Origin of the sequence: Cedecea davisae DSM 4568 (assembly GCF_000412335.2) — a bacterium.
In the GTDB taxonomy this organism is placed as follows: Bacteria; Pseudomonadota; Gammaproteobacteria; order Enterobacterales; family Enterobacteriaceae; genus Cedecea; species Cedecea davisae.
Genome location: NZ_KE161030.1, coordinates 4,028,701 through 4,043,993, shown reverse-complemented (window position 1 = coordinate 4,043,993; position 15,293 = coordinate 4,028,701). Strand labels below are relative to the sequence as shown.

15 protein-coding genes are annotated in these 15,293 nt (G+C 54.7%); 13 read left to right on the top strand and 2 right to left on the bottom strand.

Annotated features, from left to right (window positions below; genetic code table 11):
• Positions 1–38: 38 nt before the first annotated feature.
• A complete protein-coding gene (locus HMPREF0201_RS18405; protein ID WP_016538264.1) occupies positions 39–962 on the bottom strand; it encodes a LysR family transcriptional regulator in 924 nt (307 codons plus the stop codon).
• A gap of 226 nt (positions 963–1,188) precedes the next feature.
• On the opposite strand from HMPREF0201_RS18405, the gene HMPREF0201_RS18400 reads away from it, so the two are divergent.
• The 10 genes from HMPREF0201_RS18400 to HMPREF0201_RS18355 all read left to right on the top strand — a co-directional run bounded on the left by HMPREF0201_RS18400 (position 1,189) and on the right by HMPREF0201_RS18355 (position 11,580).
• Positions 1,189–2,433: a dicarboxylate/amino acid:cation symporter gene (locus HMPREF0201_RS18400; protein ID WP_039898839.1), complete on the top strand. Its 1,245-nt coding sequence runs from the start codon at positions 1,189–1,191 to the stop codon at positions 2,431–2,433.
• Between the two features lie 43 nt (positions 2,434–2,476).
• The gene (gene metC / locus HMPREF0201_RS18395; RefSeq protein ID WP_016538262.1) at positions 2,477–3,667 is read left to right on the top strand and encodes a cystathionine beta-lyase; all 1,191 of its coding nucleotides are present in this window, start codon (positions 2,477–2,479) and stop codon (positions 3,665–3,667) included.
• A gap of 153 nt (positions 3,668–3,820) precedes the next feature.
• On the top strand, positions 3,821–4,729 hold the full coding sequence (murQ, locus tag HMPREF0201_RS18390; RefSeq protein ID WP_039898838.1) for an N-acetylmuramic acid 6-phosphate etherase: 909 nt from the start codon (positions 3,821–3,823) through the stop codon (positions 4,727–4,729).
• A 2-nt stretch (positions 4,730–4,731) separates the two neighbouring features.
• A complete protein-coding gene (gene murP / locus HMPREF0201_RS18385) occupies positions 4,732–6,183 on the top strand; it encodes a PTS N-acetylmuramic acid transporter subunit IIBC (protein ID WP_016538260.1) in 1,452 nt (483 codons plus the stop codon).
• Positions 6,184–6,467: 284 nt separating this feature from the next.
• Complete coding sequence (gene tauA / locus HMPREF0201_RS18380) at positions 6,468–7,442, top strand: taurine ABC transporter substrate-binding protein (protein WP_016538259.1); 975 nt, start codon at positions 6,468–6,470, stop codon at positions 7,440–7,442.
• 19 nt (positions 7,443–7,461) lie between these two features.
• Positions 7,462–8,229 carry a taurine ABC transporter ATP-binding subunit gene (tauB, locus tag HMPREF0201_RS18375; RefSeq protein WP_016538258.1) on the top strand — a complete coding sequence of 256 codons (768 nt, stop codon included), beginning with the start codon at positions 7,462–7,464 and terminating at the stop codon, positions 8,227–8,229.
• Complete coding sequence (gene tauC, locus HMPREF0201_RS18370; RefSeq protein ID WP_016538257.1) at positions 8,226–9,053, top strand: taurine ABC transporter permease TauC; 828 nt, start codon at positions 8,226–8,228, stop codon at positions 9,051–9,053. Before tauB ends, tauC begins: the two co-directional genes overlap by 4 nt.
• Entirely contained in the window at positions 9,050–9,898 is an 849-nt protein-coding gene (gene tauD / locus HMPREF0201_RS18365) for a taurine dioxygenase (RefSeq protein WP_016538256.1), read from the top strand. The genes tauC and tauD overlap by 4 nt, the downstream gene beginning before the upstream one ends.
• 119 nt (positions 9,899–10,017) lie before the next feature.
• Positions 10,018–10,329 (top strand): helix-turn-helix domain-containing protein, encoded by a 312-nt coding sequence (locus HMPREF0201_RS18360; protein ID WP_174232931.1) that lies wholly within the window; start codon positions 10,018–10,020, stop codon positions 10,327–10,329.
• A 12-nt stretch (positions 10,330–10,341) separates the two neighbouring features.
• Entirely contained in the window at positions 10,342–11,580 is a 1,239-nt protein-coding gene (locus HMPREF0201_RS18355; RefSeq protein ID WP_016538254.1) for a type II toxin-antitoxin system HipA family toxin, read from the top strand.
• Positions 11,581–11,589: 9 nt separating this feature from the next.
• Here HMPREF0201_RS18355 and nepI read toward each other — a convergent pair whose 3' ends face one another.
• Entirely contained in the window at positions 11,590–12,771 is a 1,182-nt protein-coding gene (nepI, locus tag HMPREF0201_RS18350; protein WP_016538253.1) for a purine ribonucleoside efflux pump NepI, read from the bottom strand.
• Positions 12,772–13,357: 586 nt separating this feature from the next.
• Between nepI and fimA the strand changes: the two genes are divergently transcribed.
• The 3 genes from fimA to fimC all read left to right on the top strand — a co-directional run bounded on the left by fimA (position 13,358) and on the right by fimC (position 15,277).
• Positions 13,358–13,912 (top strand): type 1 fimbrial major subunit FimA, encoded by a 555-nt coding sequence (gene fimA, locus HMPREF0201_RS18345; protein WP_016538252.1) that lies wholly within the window; start codon positions 13,358–13,360, stop codon positions 13,910–13,912.
• A gap of 78 nt (positions 13,913–13,990) precedes the next feature.
• Positions 13,991–14,536 carry a type 1 fimbrial protein subunit FimI gene (gene fimI / locus HMPREF0201_RS18340; protein WP_039898837.1) on the top strand — a complete coding sequence of 182 codons (546 nt, stop codon included), beginning with the start codon at positions 13,991–13,993 and terminating at the stop codon, positions 14,534–14,536.
• Positions 14,537–14,581: 45 nt separating this feature from the next.
• The gene (fimC, locus tag HMPREF0201_RS18335; RefSeq protein ID WP_115586328.1) at positions 14,582–15,277 is read left to right on the top strand and encodes a type 1 fimbria chaperone FimC; all 696 of its coding nucleotides are present in this window, start codon (positions 14,582–14,584) and stop codon (positions 15,275–15,277) included.
• Positions 15,278–15,293 lie beyond the last annotated feature (16 nt).

Genomic DNA, 15,293 nt, shown 5'->3' with positions numbered 1-15,293 from the left:
AGCCTTGCTATGTTTGACTGCAAACCACTTCTCCCTCGTTAAGGTATCCAGCTATCCCAGGCTGGCTGCGGCGCTAGTTGCTCAACCAGGAAATCAATAAACGACCTGACCTTCGGGTTGCTGTATTTGCTCGGGAAGTAGAGGGCGTACAGCGCGTGGGTTTCATAGGTGATGATGCCGTCCAGCAGCAGGGGGGTGAGCTCATCTTTTTGAATATGGTCGCCAATCAGGTAAGTGGGCAGGTAGGCCACGCCCTGGTTTTCCAGCACCGATTTGAGCAATACCAGGCTGCTGTTCGCCTGGATGGGCGTGCGCATTTTTAACTGATGCTGCCGATCGTGTTCGTCGGTGGTTTTAATTAACGGCGTCAGCCCGGGGTAAACCAGGCAGTCGTGGGTCACCAGGTCGGTGCGTTTTCCCGGCATCCCTTTCTTACTGAGATAGTCCGCGGTGGCGCAGTAGGCCCAGCGCACAGGGGCCAGCTTGCGCATGGCGTAATTTTGCGGCGGAGAGGTGGATATTCTCAGGGCGATATCAAAGTCGGATTCATTAAGATTAATAAAGTTATCGTTAAGGTCGATATAAAGATTCACATCCGGGAAATGCGCCCGATATTTATCAACAAGGTTGACCAGTCTGGCATAGCCGAAGGCAATAGAGCAGGTTATGCGTAATTCCCCCTGTGGATTGTTGTAATAACTGGATGTGGTATTCAGCGTATCGTCAAATTCCTTAATTAACTTATTAGCGCGGTTAAACAAATATTGCCCAGCATCGGTAAGCGTAATGCTGCGGGTGGTTCTTTTTATCAACGTAGTGCCCAGCAAATCCTCCAGCGCCGCCAGGCTCTTGCTCACCGCAGAAGGCGAGACGCTGAGCTGAGCCGCCGCTTCAGTCAGCCCCCCGCAGTCGATAATTTTGACGAAAACCTCAAGATGCTTGAGTGAAATTGGCGCGCTCATTATTTCCTTTTACTCACAAGTGATTTGCGGAAACGGTATTAATTCCCCATACCAATCCAATTATAAAAGTGTAACTATTGAGTTGAGGTAAATAAAGAAGTTAGAAAATGAATTTTATACATCATTAGTGATTTACATCACAAAAGCCCCGGGGATTTAATTACAGCAGTTGGTAATTGTGATTTTCGTCCCAGTTATTATTACTTTTATTGAGAAGGTATCCTTTATGTGGACACGCCTCGAACCCTACAAATCATCATTTGTTCTTTTATTTGCGCTTATTATCGGTGGCCTGCTGGGTATTTATGCCCCGTCTTACGCCATTAAATTACAGCCCATCGGGCAAATATTCCTCAACCTGTTGTTTATGATTATTGTGCCGCTGGTTGGCGTAAGCGTGATGTCTTCTATCGCCGGCATGACTGACCTCAAGCGGCTTGGTCGCATCATGGTGGTTATTTTTATTGTGTCCATCGCCATGGCGCTTATTCCTGCCGCGGGCATTGTGCTGCTGGCGCTCTGGTACAACCCGGCCCAGGGCGTGACTATCGATCTTTCCCACTCGGTTAAAAGCGGCGCGGGAGAGATGGATTTTGTCAGCATGGTGACCACCAGCGACTTCGTCGGCCTGTTTTCCAAGTCGAACATTCTGGCGCTGATCGTCATCGCCATTATCGCCGGGGTGGCGATTGGTCAGTCGGCAGAGGCGGGCAAACGCATCGCCGCTCTGCTGCAAGATGCCAACACCGTTATCATGAAAATTGTCTCAATTATCATGAAGGTGGCACCAATTGGCCTGGGTTGTTACTTCGCCGCCACTATGGCGAGCCAGGACGCAGGGCTGCTAATGACCTTCGCTCGCGCAATCGGGCTGTTTATGGCCGCAACGCTTATCTACTACGTGCTGGGTTCTATTTTCTACTCGTGGATTGGCGGCGGATTGCCGGCGGTGAAGGCCTTCTGGCGGCACGCTATTGAGCCTTCTGCGACAGCGCTGGGCACCTGCTCTTCGCTTGGTACGCTGCCGGTTACGCTGCGCGCGGGTAAGGCGATGGGCATCAATCCTGAAATCGTCGATGTCTCTATTCCGCTGCTGGTGAATCTCAATAAAGGCGGCGTAGCGATGATTGCCGCGCTGAAAATCGTCTTTATCTATTCGGTTCTCGGCCTGCCGTTTACCAGCGAAACCTTCTTCCTCGCAATGCTGATTGCCGTGCTGTCCGCCATTATCGTTGGCGGCGTGCCGGGCGGAGCTTTCCTCGGGGAAATCTTTATCGTCACCACGCTCGGCCTGCCGATGGAGGCCATCCCGCTGCTGGTGGTGCTCGGCACCATAACTGACGCACCCGCCACGCTCATCAACGTTATCCACGATCTTAATGCGGCACAAATTGTTGAACGCTTCGCCGGAAAGAAGCGCGGTGAACCCGCAGCAAGCGCCCCGCTGGCGGCAGATAGTCTCGCTGGTTAAGTCATCTGAATGGAATGAATTAAGGAAATAACGGGAGAATCTTATGAAAAAGAAAATGCATCTTGAAACCCAGCTGGTCACCGCAGGGCGTGAAAAACGCTATACCCAGGGCGCGGTAAATGCGGTAATTCAGCGCGCTTCTTCGCTGGTTTTTGACAGTGTTAAAGACAAAAAATTTGCCACCGCCAACCGGGCGAAAGGCGAGCTGTTTTACGGGCGCAGAGGCACGCTGACGCATTTTTCCTTCCAGAAGGCGATGACCGACCTGGAAGGCGGAGCCGGGTGCTCGCTTTATCCGTGCGGCGCGGCTGCGGTCACCAACGCGATTCTGGCCTTCGTCAGCGGCGGAGACCACATCCTGATGACCGGCGCGGCCTATGAGCCAACGCAGGACTTCTGTAATAAGATCCTGAGTAAATTCAATGTCTCAACGACTTACTATGATCCAATGATCGGAGCCGGGATCGCCGGGCTTATTCAGCCGAATACCCGGGTCGTTTTCCTGGAGTCTCCCGGTTCTATTACCATGGAAGTTCAGGACGTTCCCGGCATGATTAAGGCAATCCGCGCCGTTAACCCGGAAATTGTCATCATGCTGGATAACACCTGGGCCGCAGGCGTGTTGTTCCGCGCTCTGGATTACGGCGTGGATATTTCGATTCAGGCCGGGACTAAATACACCATCGGCCATTCGGACGGCATGCTGGGCACGGCGGTGGCCAATGAGCGTTGCTGGGATCGCCTGCGCGAGAACTCATACCTGATGGGCCAGACGCTTGATGCTGATACGGCGTATATGGCCGCCCGAGGCCTGCGTACGCTGGGCGTGAGGCTGAAGCAGCATGAGGAAAGCAGCATCGCGATTGCCCGCTGGCTGTCGGCTCATCCGCTGGTGGAGCGGGTGAATCATCCCGCGCTGGCCGAATGCCCGGGGCACTCGTTCTTCGCGCGTGATTTTTCCGGCAGCTCCGGCCTGTTCTCCTTTGTGCTGAAAAATCGCCTGTCGGACGAGCAGCTTGCCGGTTATCTCGATAACTTCACGCTGTTCCATATGGCGTATTCCTGGGGCGGGTTTGAATCGCTTATCCTGGCAAACCAGCCGGAAGAGCTGAACGAAATTCGCCCGGCTGGAAAGGTAGACTTCACCGGCACGCTGGTGCGCGTGCACATCGGCCTGGAAAATGTTGAAGAACTGATAGCCGACCTGGAAGCCGGTTTCGCCCGCATTGCCTGATTTCCCTCTTTCGCCGCCCACAGGGGCGGCTTTTCCTCCCGGGTTATTCCGCTATTCCCCTTCGTTTGGAATAAAATATTCGTGATTATGCTCACGCACATGGAATAAAATATTCCATACTATGCACAGCAGAACACACTAATGGATGTCCCGATGAAGATTAATTTAACCAAACTGGTCACCGAGAGCCGCAACCCGGCGAGCGCGGCGATCGATACGCTGCCTACTTTAGAGATGCTTGCGGTTATCAATAACGAAGATAAGCAGGTGCCGCTGGCGGTGGAGGCTACGCTGCCGCAAATCGCGCTGGTGGTAGATAAGGTCGTTGAGGCTTTTGCTCACGGCGGCAGGCTTATCTACAGCGGGGCAGGGACTTCCGGGCGTCTGGGGATTCTGGATGCAAGTGAGTGCCCGCCAACTTACGGAACCCCGCGTGAGCAGGTCGTAGGGCTGATTGCTGGCGGCCATCCGGCCATTTTGCAGGCGGTAGAAAACGCCGAAGATAACCGGGAAATGGGCGAGCAGGATCTGCGTAACCTGGACTTTAACGCTCGCGATGTGCTGGTGGGGATTGCCGCCAGCGGCCGCACGCCGTATGTGCTGGGTGCGATGGCGTACGCAAAAAGCGTGGGCGCAACGGTAGCGGCTATCTCCTGTAATCCGGGCAGTGAAATGAGCCTGGCGGCGGACATCGCCATCGAGCCGGTTGTCGGCCCGGAAGTGGTTACCGGCTCTTCGCGCATGAAGGCTGGCACCGCGCAAAAGCTGGTGCTGAATATGATAACCACCGGCGCGATGATCCGCAGCGGCAAGGTGTACGGCAACCTGATGGTGGACGTAGAGGCGACCAACGCCAAGCTGCTCCAGCGCCAGGTCAATATCGTCGTGGAGGCAACGGAATGTACCCCGGAGCAGGCCGGGCAGGCGCTTAACGCCTGCAACCGTCACTGCAAAACGGCGATCTTCATGCTGCTTAGCGGCCTGTCAGCCGAAGCGGCGGGCGAGCTGCTGGCGAAAAACCAGGGCTTTATACGTAAAGCATTGCAGGGGATAAACGGATAGCTATGGCGAAAATCACCGGCTCGATGATTGAACAGATCCTGCGCCTGACGGGCGGCAGCGGCAACATCATACTGTGCGGCAACTGCATGACGAGGCTGCGCCTGACGCTTAAAGATCGCGATCTCGTGCAGCATGACGAGTTGAAGATCATCCCCGGCGTGCTGGGCGTGGTCAACGGCGACGATCAGCTGCAAATTATTCTTGGCCCCGGCAAAGCACAAACCGCCAGCGAGCTGATGAACTGTATGCTGAAGCCGGGAGCCGTGAGCGAGCCGGAGAAAGCTGAAAGCGCCGATTTACAGGCGCTCGCCAGCCAGAACAAAAAGCAGATGAAGGCAAAGCAGAACAGCGCGGTGCATAACTTCCTGACTAAGTTCGCCACCATTTTTACCCCGCTTATTCCCGGCTTTATTGCCGCCGGGCTGCTGCTGGGGATAGCGACCCTGCTGCAACAGACCCTGATTGTGGAAGGCGTTACGCCGGCGGCCTGGCTGCCGCAGCTGATCGCCTACATGAAAGTGTTCAGCATCGGGCTGTTTACCTTCCTGAGCATTCTTATCGGCTTTAACACCCAGAAGGCGTTTGGCGGCACCGGCGTTAACGGGGCGATAATCGCTTCGCTGTTTATCCTGCGCTACGTGCCGGAAGGCAAGGTGGGCTATTACGCGGGGATGGACACCTTCTTTGGCCTGGCTATCGACCCGCGAGGCAACATTATCGGCGTGCTGCTGGCCTGTATTCTCGGGGCGTGGATCGAGCGCCAGGTGCGACGGATGATCCCCGACAATCTGGATATGATCCTTACCTCAACAATCACGCTGCTCATCACCGGGGCGATAACCTTCGTGGCGATTATGCCGATAGGCGGCGAGCTGTTTAAAGGCATGTCGTGGCTGTTTATGCACCTCAACGGCAACCCGTTTGGCACGGCGGTGCTGGCGGGGCTGTTCCTGATCGCCGTGGTATTCGGTATTCATCAGGGCTTTGTTCCGGTCTATTTCGCGCTGATGGATGCCCAGGGCTTTAACTCGCTGTTCCCCATTCTGGCGATGGCAGGTGCGGGGCAGGTTGGCGCGGCGCTGGCGCTGTTTGCCCGCTCGAAGAAAGGCTCGGTGCTGCGCACGCAAATCAAAGGCGCCATTATCCCCGGCCTGCTGGGGATTGGCGAACCGCTGATTTACGGCGTAACGCTGCCGCGCCTTAAGCCGTTTATTACCGCCTGTATCGGCGGCGGCATCGGCGGGTTCTTTATCGGGTTGGTAGCCTGGCTTGGGCTGCCGGTGGGGCTGAATACCGTGTTCGGCCCGTCCGGGCTGGTTTCTATCCCACTGATGACTTCAAGCCAGGGGATCTTCGCAGGAATGGCGGTTTACGTCGCCGGGATCTTTATTGCTTACGCTGCCGGTTTCGTGATGACCTGGTTCTTCGGCAGCAAGAACGTTGATTTAAGCTGAGTCGTTACGCTTTCGATGCCTGGCGCAGCGTAGAAGCAGACATAAACAGCTGCCGCCCGGCAAGCACCGGCATTGGCTAAAACCTTCGAACACCTGTGCTTTCGTGCAGAACGAAGCGCGGATCGTGCCGCAGCCCGGAGGCATTTTTTTCCATTGCTGGCCAGCGACTATCTATAGCCACTTTTTTTCTAATGACGGAAAGGCATTAGCGATAATTTTTTATTCTTTTATGGAATCGTTGCTGTTGGAAATACTGCTCTCTCCCCCGAGACAGGAGCAGGATCATGGCAGCAAAACGACACTCACTCTGGCTGGTAGCACTGGCCCTTATTGCCACTCAGGCCCACGCCGTGGACGTTACCGTGGCGTACCAGACATCCGCGGAGCCTGCCAAAGTCGCCCAGGCCGACGATACTTTTGCCAAAGACAGCGGGGCGAAGGTGGAATGGCGCAAATTCGACAGCGGCGCAAGCGTGGTGCGCGCCCTGGCCTCCGGCGACGTGCAGATAGGCAACATCGGCTCCAGCCCGCTTGCCGTGGCCGCCAGCCAGAACGTGCCGATTGAAGTGTTCCTGCTGGCCTCCCAGCTTGGTAACTCCGAGGCGCTGGTGGTTAAAAAAGCGATTAAAACCCCGCAGGATTTGATAGGTAAACGCATAGCGGTGCCGTTTATCTCCACTACGCATTACAGCCTGCTGGCTTCCCTCAAACACTGGGGGATTAAGCCGGATCAGGTTCAGATCCTTAATCTTCAGCCTCCGGCGATTATTGCCGCCTGGCAGCGCGGCGACATTGACGCAGCCTATGTTTGGGCGCCTGCGGTAAACGAGCTGGAAAAAGACGGCACGGTACTTACGGACTCCGCTCAGGTAGGTAAATGGGGCGCGCCAACGCTTGACGTCTGGGTTGTACGCAAAGACTTTGCCGAGAAACATCCTGACGTGGTGACCGCCTTTGCCCGCGGCGCAATTGCGGCGCAGAAGGGTTACATCGATAACCCGGACCAATGGCTCAAGCAGCCGGATAACCTGAGCAAGCTGTCGCGCCTGAGCGGCGTGCCTGAAAGCGATGTGCCGGGGCTGGTGAAGGGCAATACCTACCTCACCGCGAAGCAGCAGGTTGAGCAACTCAGCGGGCCGGTTAATAAAGCGATTGTCGATACCGCGCAGTTCCTGAAAGAACAGGGCAAGGTTCCGGCGATTGCGCCTGATTACAGCCAGTTTGTGACCGACCGCTTCGTGAAGCCGCTGGCGCAGTAAACGGACAGGAGGCACGGCGATGTTACAGGTTTCGCATCTCAGCGCGGAGTACGGCGGCAAAGCGGTACTCGACGATATCAATCTGACGGTGGATGAGGGCGAGCTGCTGGTAGTGCTCGGCCCTTCCGGCTGCGGTAAGACGACGCTGCTTAATCTGATCGCCGGTTTTGCGCCTTATCACTCCGGCAGCATTACGTTGCAGGGGAAAACGGTTGAAGGCCCCGGCGCCGAACGCGGGGTTGTTTTTCAAAACGAAGGGCTGCTGCCGTGGCGCTCGGTGCTGCATAACGTCGCTTTTGGCTTGCAGCTTGCCGGGCAGGCTAAAGAGCAGCGTGAAGAGATAGCGCTCGACATGCTGCGCAAGGTTGGCCTGGAAGATAAAGCTAAGCGGGCCATCTGGCAGCTTTCCGGCGGCCAGCGGCAGCGGGTCGGCATTGCGAGAGCGCTGGCAACGAAGCCGCAGCTGTTGCTGCTGGATGAACCTTTTGGCGCATTGGATGCTTTCACCCGCGAGCAGATGCAGACCCTGCTGCTCAAGCTCTGGCATGAAAGCCGCCGCCAGGTGTTGCTGATAACTCATGATATTGAAGAGGCGGTGTTCCTGGCAACGGAGCTGGTGCTGCTTTCACCGGGGCCTGGGCGCGTGCTGGAAAGGCTGCCGCTTGATTTTGGCCGTCGCTTTGCCGCCGGGGAACCGTGCCGCAGCATTAAATCCGACCCCGAATTTATCGCTAAACGTGAATATGTGCTGAGCCGCGTATTCGAACAGCGGGAGGGCTTCTTATGAGCGTTGTGATTCAGGATAAACCGGCTCGCCGCCGCCTTGCTTTGCGCTGGCCGCTCTCCCGCCAGCTTACTCTCAGCGCGGGCACGCTGGTTACGCTGGTGCTGCTGTGGTGGTGGGTAGCCGCCCAGCACTGGGTAAGCCCGCTATTTCTGCCGCCGCCGGGGCAGGTTCTGGCGAAGCTGATTACCATCGCCGGGCCGCAGGGCTTTATGGATGCCACGCTCTGGCAGCATCTGGCCGCCAGCCTGGGGCGTATTCTTACCGCCCTGGCAGCGGCGGTGCTGATTGGTATCCCGGTGGGGATTGCTATGGGGCTTAGCACCACGGTGCGCGGCATCCTCGACCCGCTTATCGAGCTGTACCGCCCGGTGCCGCCGCTGGCCTATTTGCCGCTGATGGTGATTTGGTTTGGTATTGGCGAGACTTCAAAAATTCTGCTGATTTATCTGGCGATTTTCGCCCCGGTGGCGATGTCCACCATGGCGGGGGTGCGCAGCGCGAAACAGGTTCGTATTCGTGCGGCGCAGGCGCTGGGCGCTTCCCGTTTACAGGTTATCTGGCACGTCATTCTGCCTGGCGCACTCCCTGAAATTTTGACCGGGTTCCGCATCGGGCTGGGCGTGGGCTGGTCCACGCTGGTGGCCGCCGAACTTATCGCCGCCACGCGCGGGCTGGGCTTTATGGTGCAGTCCGCCGGAGAATTCCTGGCAACCGACGTGGTGCTGGCCGGTATCGGCGTGATAGCCGTTATCGCATTTTGTTTAGAACTGGGGCTACGCGCATTGCAGCGCCGGTTAACCCCCTGGCATGGAGAAGGACAATGAGTGAAAAAGTGAACGTTAAGCCATTGGGGCCGTACATCGGAGCGCAGGTTAGCGGCGTGGACTTGACGCGCGGCCTGAGCGATAACCAGTTCGAGCAGATTTACCACGCGTTGATTCGCCATCAGGTGCTGTTTTTCCGCGAACAGGAAATTACGCCCTCGCAGCAGCGCGCCCTGGCCCTGCGCTTTGGCGACCTGCATATCCACCCGGTTTATCCGCATGCCGAAGGCGTGGAGGAGATAATCGTGCTGGATACCCACAACGATAATCCGCCGGATAACGATAACTGGCACACCGACGTGACCTTTATCGAAACGCCTCCGGCGGGGGCAATTCTTGCCGCGAAGCAGCTGCCGGAAACCGGGGGCGATACGCTGTGGACCAGCGGCATTGCGGCCTATGAAGCGTTGTCTGAGCCGTTTAAAAAGCTGCTTTCCGGGCTGGAGGCGGAGCATGATTTCCGCAAATCCTTCCAGGAATACAAATACGCCCATAACGAAGTCGAGCACCAGCGCTGGCGCGAGGCGGTAGCGAAGAACCCGCCGCTGCGCCACCCGGTTATCCGCACCCACCCGGTCAGCGGCAGGCAGGCGCTGTTCGTTAATGAAGGCTTCACCACCCGCATCGTCAACCTCACGGAAAAAGAGAGCGAAACGCTGCTCGGCTTCCTGTTCGCCCATATCACCAAACCCGAGTTCCAGGTTCGCTGGCGCTGGCAGCAGAACGATATCGCCATCTGGGATAACCGCGTGACGCAGCATTACGCCAACGCCGATTATCTTCCGGCTCGCCGCATCATGCACCGCGCCACTATCTTGGGCGATAAGCCTTTCTGGCGCGGCTGAGTTTCCTTTCTGGTCACTATACTTACCAAAAAATGAGGATGTGGTAAGCATAGTGACCATTTGTTTTTGGACATTAAGTGTGCTGGTCACTATACTTACCAAAAATCAAGAAAATGGTAATGACAGTGACCAGCGATAATATCCAGAGACGAAAAGCCGTTGTCTTTCCCTCCAATCAAAAGTCCCTGAAGCAGCTTGGCGAGAACATCAGGCTGGCCTGCCGTCGACGCAAATACACGCAAACTCTTATTGCAGAACGAACCGGGCTGAGTCGTTTAACTATTCGTAAAATTGAGCAAGGCGATCCCGGCGTCTCTATTGGTCATTACGTTATGGTATTAGGCGTGTTGGGGCTGGTGGGCGATTTAGAACAGGTCGCCCGGGATGATGAGCTGGGGCGTAAGCTTCAGGACTTAGCGTTGCTGAACTGACAAGGAGTCATCATGAGTAGAGAAACTTTTGTTTTTGCCGACTGGCAGGTGCTTTCTGAGCCTCTGTTAGTCGGGCGATTGCGTTCGGAGACGATTCGTAATGGAGAGCATTTTAGCTTTAGCTATGACAGCGAGTGGCTTAGATCGCCCTATGTACAGAAAATTGACCCGGATTTAGAGCTTTATCAGGGAGAGCAACACGGCGCTGATTCACATAATTTTCGTATTTTTCTCGACTCTTGCCCGGACAGGTGGGGAAAGCTGTTGATGAAAAGGCGGGAAGCTATCCTTGCGAAGCAGGAAGGGCGCCGCGTAAATATCCTCGGTGAAATTGATTATCTTCTCGGCGTACATGATTTTTATCGACAAGGGGCGCTGAGGTTTAAAACCGAGATGCAAGGTCCATTTTTGGATGCCAATGATCAATTAGCAGCCCCGCCATTCTCCTCGTTAAGGGAGCTTGAGTACGCGGCACAGCAGGTTGAGGATAACCGGGGCAGTGACGACCCGGATTATTTGAAGTGGCTTTATATGCTGATGTCGCCTGGCTCCTCATTAGGCGGTGCCCGGCCAAAAGCTAGCGTGGTTGATGAAAACGGTCAGTTATGGATAGCAAAATTCCCCAGTCGCTATGACGACTATAATATTGCCGCCTGGGAGTTTTTAACTTATCGCCTGGCGCTTGAGGCCGGTGTGGAAATGGCAGAGTCAAGAATAGAAAGATTTAATAGCCACCATCATACTTTCCTGACCAAACGTTTTGATCGTACCGTATCTGGCCGACTCCATTTTACCTCCGCCATGACGCAGCTTGGTTATTATGATGGTGAGTACGAAGCCAGTTACCTTGAACTGGCGCAGTTCCTTGTCGAAAAAGGGGAAAATACCAGGCAAGACTTAGCTCAACTTTGGCGACGTATAGTTTTTAATATCGCGGTGTCCAATACTGACGATCACTTACGTAATCATGGTTTTATTTTTTGCAAAAATGGATGGTTGCTTTCACCTGCTTACGATATTAACCCCGTCACACCGGCGAAGGGACTCCATCTTAATATTAACGACAGTGATAATAGTCTGGACTATGGCCTTGCTATGGAGGTTATTGATTTCTTTAGTTTAACTCGCTCAGAGGCGGATGAAATTAAAAATGAAGTTATCAGAAGCGTTAGCAAATGGCGTGATGTTGCAAATGCGCTGGGGATTAGCCGGGGAGAGCAAGAAATCATGTCCCCGGCTTTTAATGTTTAAAACGAAGGGTTAAGCCCGAACCTTCACCGCGACCAGTAAAGCCGTCAGCAGCATCAGGCTGCCGGAAAGCATCAGCGGTGCGAGCAGGCCGAGGTTGTCCAGCGCCAGGCCGCCAATCGCGGCGCCGCAGGTGTTTGCCAACTGAATGACGGCAACCTGAATAGATCCCGCTTTTTCCGCCTGGTCCGCAAGAGAACGGGTGATCCACGTTGACCAGCCCACCGGGACTAATGCAAAAGCCAGCCCCCAGACGATGGCGATTGTTGAGGCGACAACTTTATTTTCTCCCCACAGCACCAGTACAGCCGCGCTAATGGCGAGAATAAGCGGGGCGCAGGCCAGCGCCAGTTTCAAAGAGCGTTTTAATACCGGGGCGGAAAACGAAGTGCCGACGAAGCTGGCTATCCCGAAGCTCAGCAACACCAGGGTGAGGCCGTCGACGTCAAACCCGCTCAGGGTCATATAAATCGGGCGGATGTAGGTAAAGAACGAGAACTGCCCGGCAAAGGCCATAAAGATAGCCAGCATGCCCGCCAGCACGCCTGGGCGTTTTAGCAGGCCGAACATATTTTGCTTCTGTTGGGTGGACTCGCCCGGTAAGGAAGGAAGCGCTTTCCACACCCAAATAATACAGGCCACGCCCATCAGCGCGGCGGCGTTGAATACGTTACGCCAGCCGATAATACCGCCGAGGAAACTGCCAAGCGGGGCGGCAATCACCAACGCTATAGACACCGCGCCAAAGATAACGGATAGCGCTTTTGGCACGGTACGCGCCGGAACCAGCCGCATGGTGAGCGAGGCGGACATCGCCCAGAAGCCACCGAGCGCCAGCCCCAGGCAGGCACGCCCCAGCAGAAGCAGCGAGAAGCTACCGGCAAATGAAACCAGCAGGCAGGAGAGGGTGAGCAGCACCGCAAACATCAGCACCACGCGGCGGCGGTCGGCGGTGCCAATAATATTGGTGACAAACAGGCTGGCGAACATCGCCACAAAGGCGGTGACGGTAACCGACTGCCCGGCAACACCTTCCGAAATCGACAAATCCTGCGCCATCGGCGTCAGCAGGCTGACCGGCAGAAATTCAACGGTAATCAGACAGGCGACGCAAAATGCGATGGAGAATACCGCCGACCAGTTGGGGCGGGTTATCGAATTGGCCGGGATGGCGTGGGGGGCGGTCTCATTCATCCTGAAATCCTGGTAAGTTTTGATAGCAAGCCGCTCAGTGTATCATCGCTTGCGCAACGCCTTTAACGATTTGGCAACTTTCCCCCTGGGCGAATCCGAAGATTGAAACCCACGCCCTCCTCAGTGAAACAAAAAACATACAAAATTAACAAAAAACACACAAAAATCCCAATGCTTATGTTGAGAGTAACCCCCTAAATAAGCGAGGCTTTAGGTCTTTTTCCCCTGTTATTCCGAATTATCGGCACGGTGCATTCTTAGGTCTTATTAAGACCGGGCTTATATAACATAAAGAATCAGCATCTATGACTTAATCAAAATTTGGATTAATTTACCCTCACTTCGTAAAACACCACGAATACTTAAAAATTTCATTTTATTTATTAAGGACAAGTTGTTCTGCCGGGCTTAATTAGAAGTCATGGAATTGCTTGCCTTTAATTTGATGAAATTTATGAGCTATTAAAGGACATTCCTACAGGATGTGGGAAGTGGGTTATTCGGCCTTGTCTGGCCGATAATGATTCAAACGGAATAATGAAGGATGCATTAACCGGATGTGCATTTTATAAATGAAGGAATACTCATGAAATTAAGCAAAATCGCCGCTTCACTGGTTGCCACTCTTGCCCTGGTTAGCGCTGCTGCTAACGCTGCCGATCCGGTAACCGTCAACGGTGGCACCGTGCACTTCCAGGGCGAACTGGTTAATGCCGCCTGTGCGGTAAGCACTCAGTCTGACGGTCAGGTTGTAAAACTGGGCCAGTACCGTACCGCTGCTTTCACCAAAGTGGGCGATACCTCTTCCCAGATCCCATTCAACATCGTGCTGACCGACTGCGATAGCACCGTTGCGGCCACCGCTTCCGTTGCCTTCTCCGGCCAGACTGATGCGACCGACCCAACTCTGCTGGCGGTGAACTCCGGCGGCAACGCGACTACCGCAAAAGGCGTGGGTATCGAGATTCTGGATCGTACTTCCAAAACTCTGGCACCAAACGGCTCTACCTTCTCTACCGCTCAGACCCTGAACGACGGCGAGAACACCATTCCGTTCACCGCGCGTTATAAAGCGACCGCAGCAACCGCGACCGCTGGTCTGGCAAATGCCGACGCTACCTTCGTAATGAAATACGAATAATCGGCGACGGTTGAAATCTCAGGGATGATTCAGCCTCAAGGAAGAGGCCTGCCCGACGCAAGCCCGGAGAGGACGATAATGATAAGGAAAATCCTGCTTCTGGTCATTCTGGCAGCGGCGAACCCGGCTCAGGCAAAGCGGGTGGTAGTTATCAACGGTGGTGATGTGCATATGCAGGGCGAGCTGGTTAACGGCGCCTGCGCCGTCGCGCCGGAAAGCCAGGAAATGACCGTGCAAATGGGCCAGTACCCAAGCAACGCTTTCAAAGATGTTGGCAGCTACGCGCCGCCCAGCATTCCTTTTACGCTCCGGCTGACCGACTGTCGCCCGGAGGTTTATGACCACGTTGGCATTGCGTTTCAGGGCTCAACGCCCGCCGAAGATCCTCAGGTCTTTCTGGCAACGTCCAGCGTGACCGGCAATGACGCCAGCAGCGGTATTGGCCTTGCGTTATTTGACCAACAGCAGCAGCTGATTATTCCCAACAGCGAGCCGGCAACTTATTTGCCGATTACCACTCAGGAAATGAGTGTTCATTTCACCGCTCGCTATCGCTCGGTCTCTAAACATATGACGCCGGGAAATATTCGTTCTGACGTTTGGTTCACGCTGGTTTATCCCTGAATCAGCGTTTTTCCGTTCCTGGTTATTTTAATGGTATCTGTCGTGATGAACATATTATGTAAGGCCGCTTCGGCATTAACGCTTTCTTTAATGATGATTTCTTCTTATGCCCAGGCGGCCGGTGGTATTGCTCTTGGTGCGACGCGAGTTATTTATCCCGCCGATGCAAAGCAAACTTCTTTGGCTATTACCAATAGCGATCCTAAAGAACGCTTCCTGGTGAACTCCTGGGTTGAAAACGATCTCGGCCAGAAAGATAAAAGCTTTGTTGTTACCCCGCCGCTGTTTGTTAGCGAGGCAAAGAGTGAAAACACGCTGCGTATTATCTACGTAGGACCGCAGCTGCCGGGCGATCGTGAATCCATCTTCTGGATGAACGTGAAGGCTATCCCGTCGGTGGATAAAAACAGCGTTGAAGGCAAGAACGTACTGCAACTGGCGATCCTCTCGCGCATCAAGCTGTTTGTTCGCCCTAAGAATCTTCAAATGCAGCCTGAAGATGCGGTGAAGCAAATCCGCTTCGCCCGCAGCGGGCAGTACCTGAAAATCAGCAATCCTTCGCCTTATTACGTTTCGCTGGTCAACCTGAAGCTGGGTAATGAAAAGCTTCCTAACACCATGGTTGCGCCGAAAAACAGCACTCAGGTTGTCGTGCCTTCGGGCGTGCAGGGGGCGGTTAGCTTCCAGACCGTAAATGATTATGGCGCAGTGACCAAAGCACAACCGGGCGTAATGCAGTAAAAGCCAGGCTGGCAAA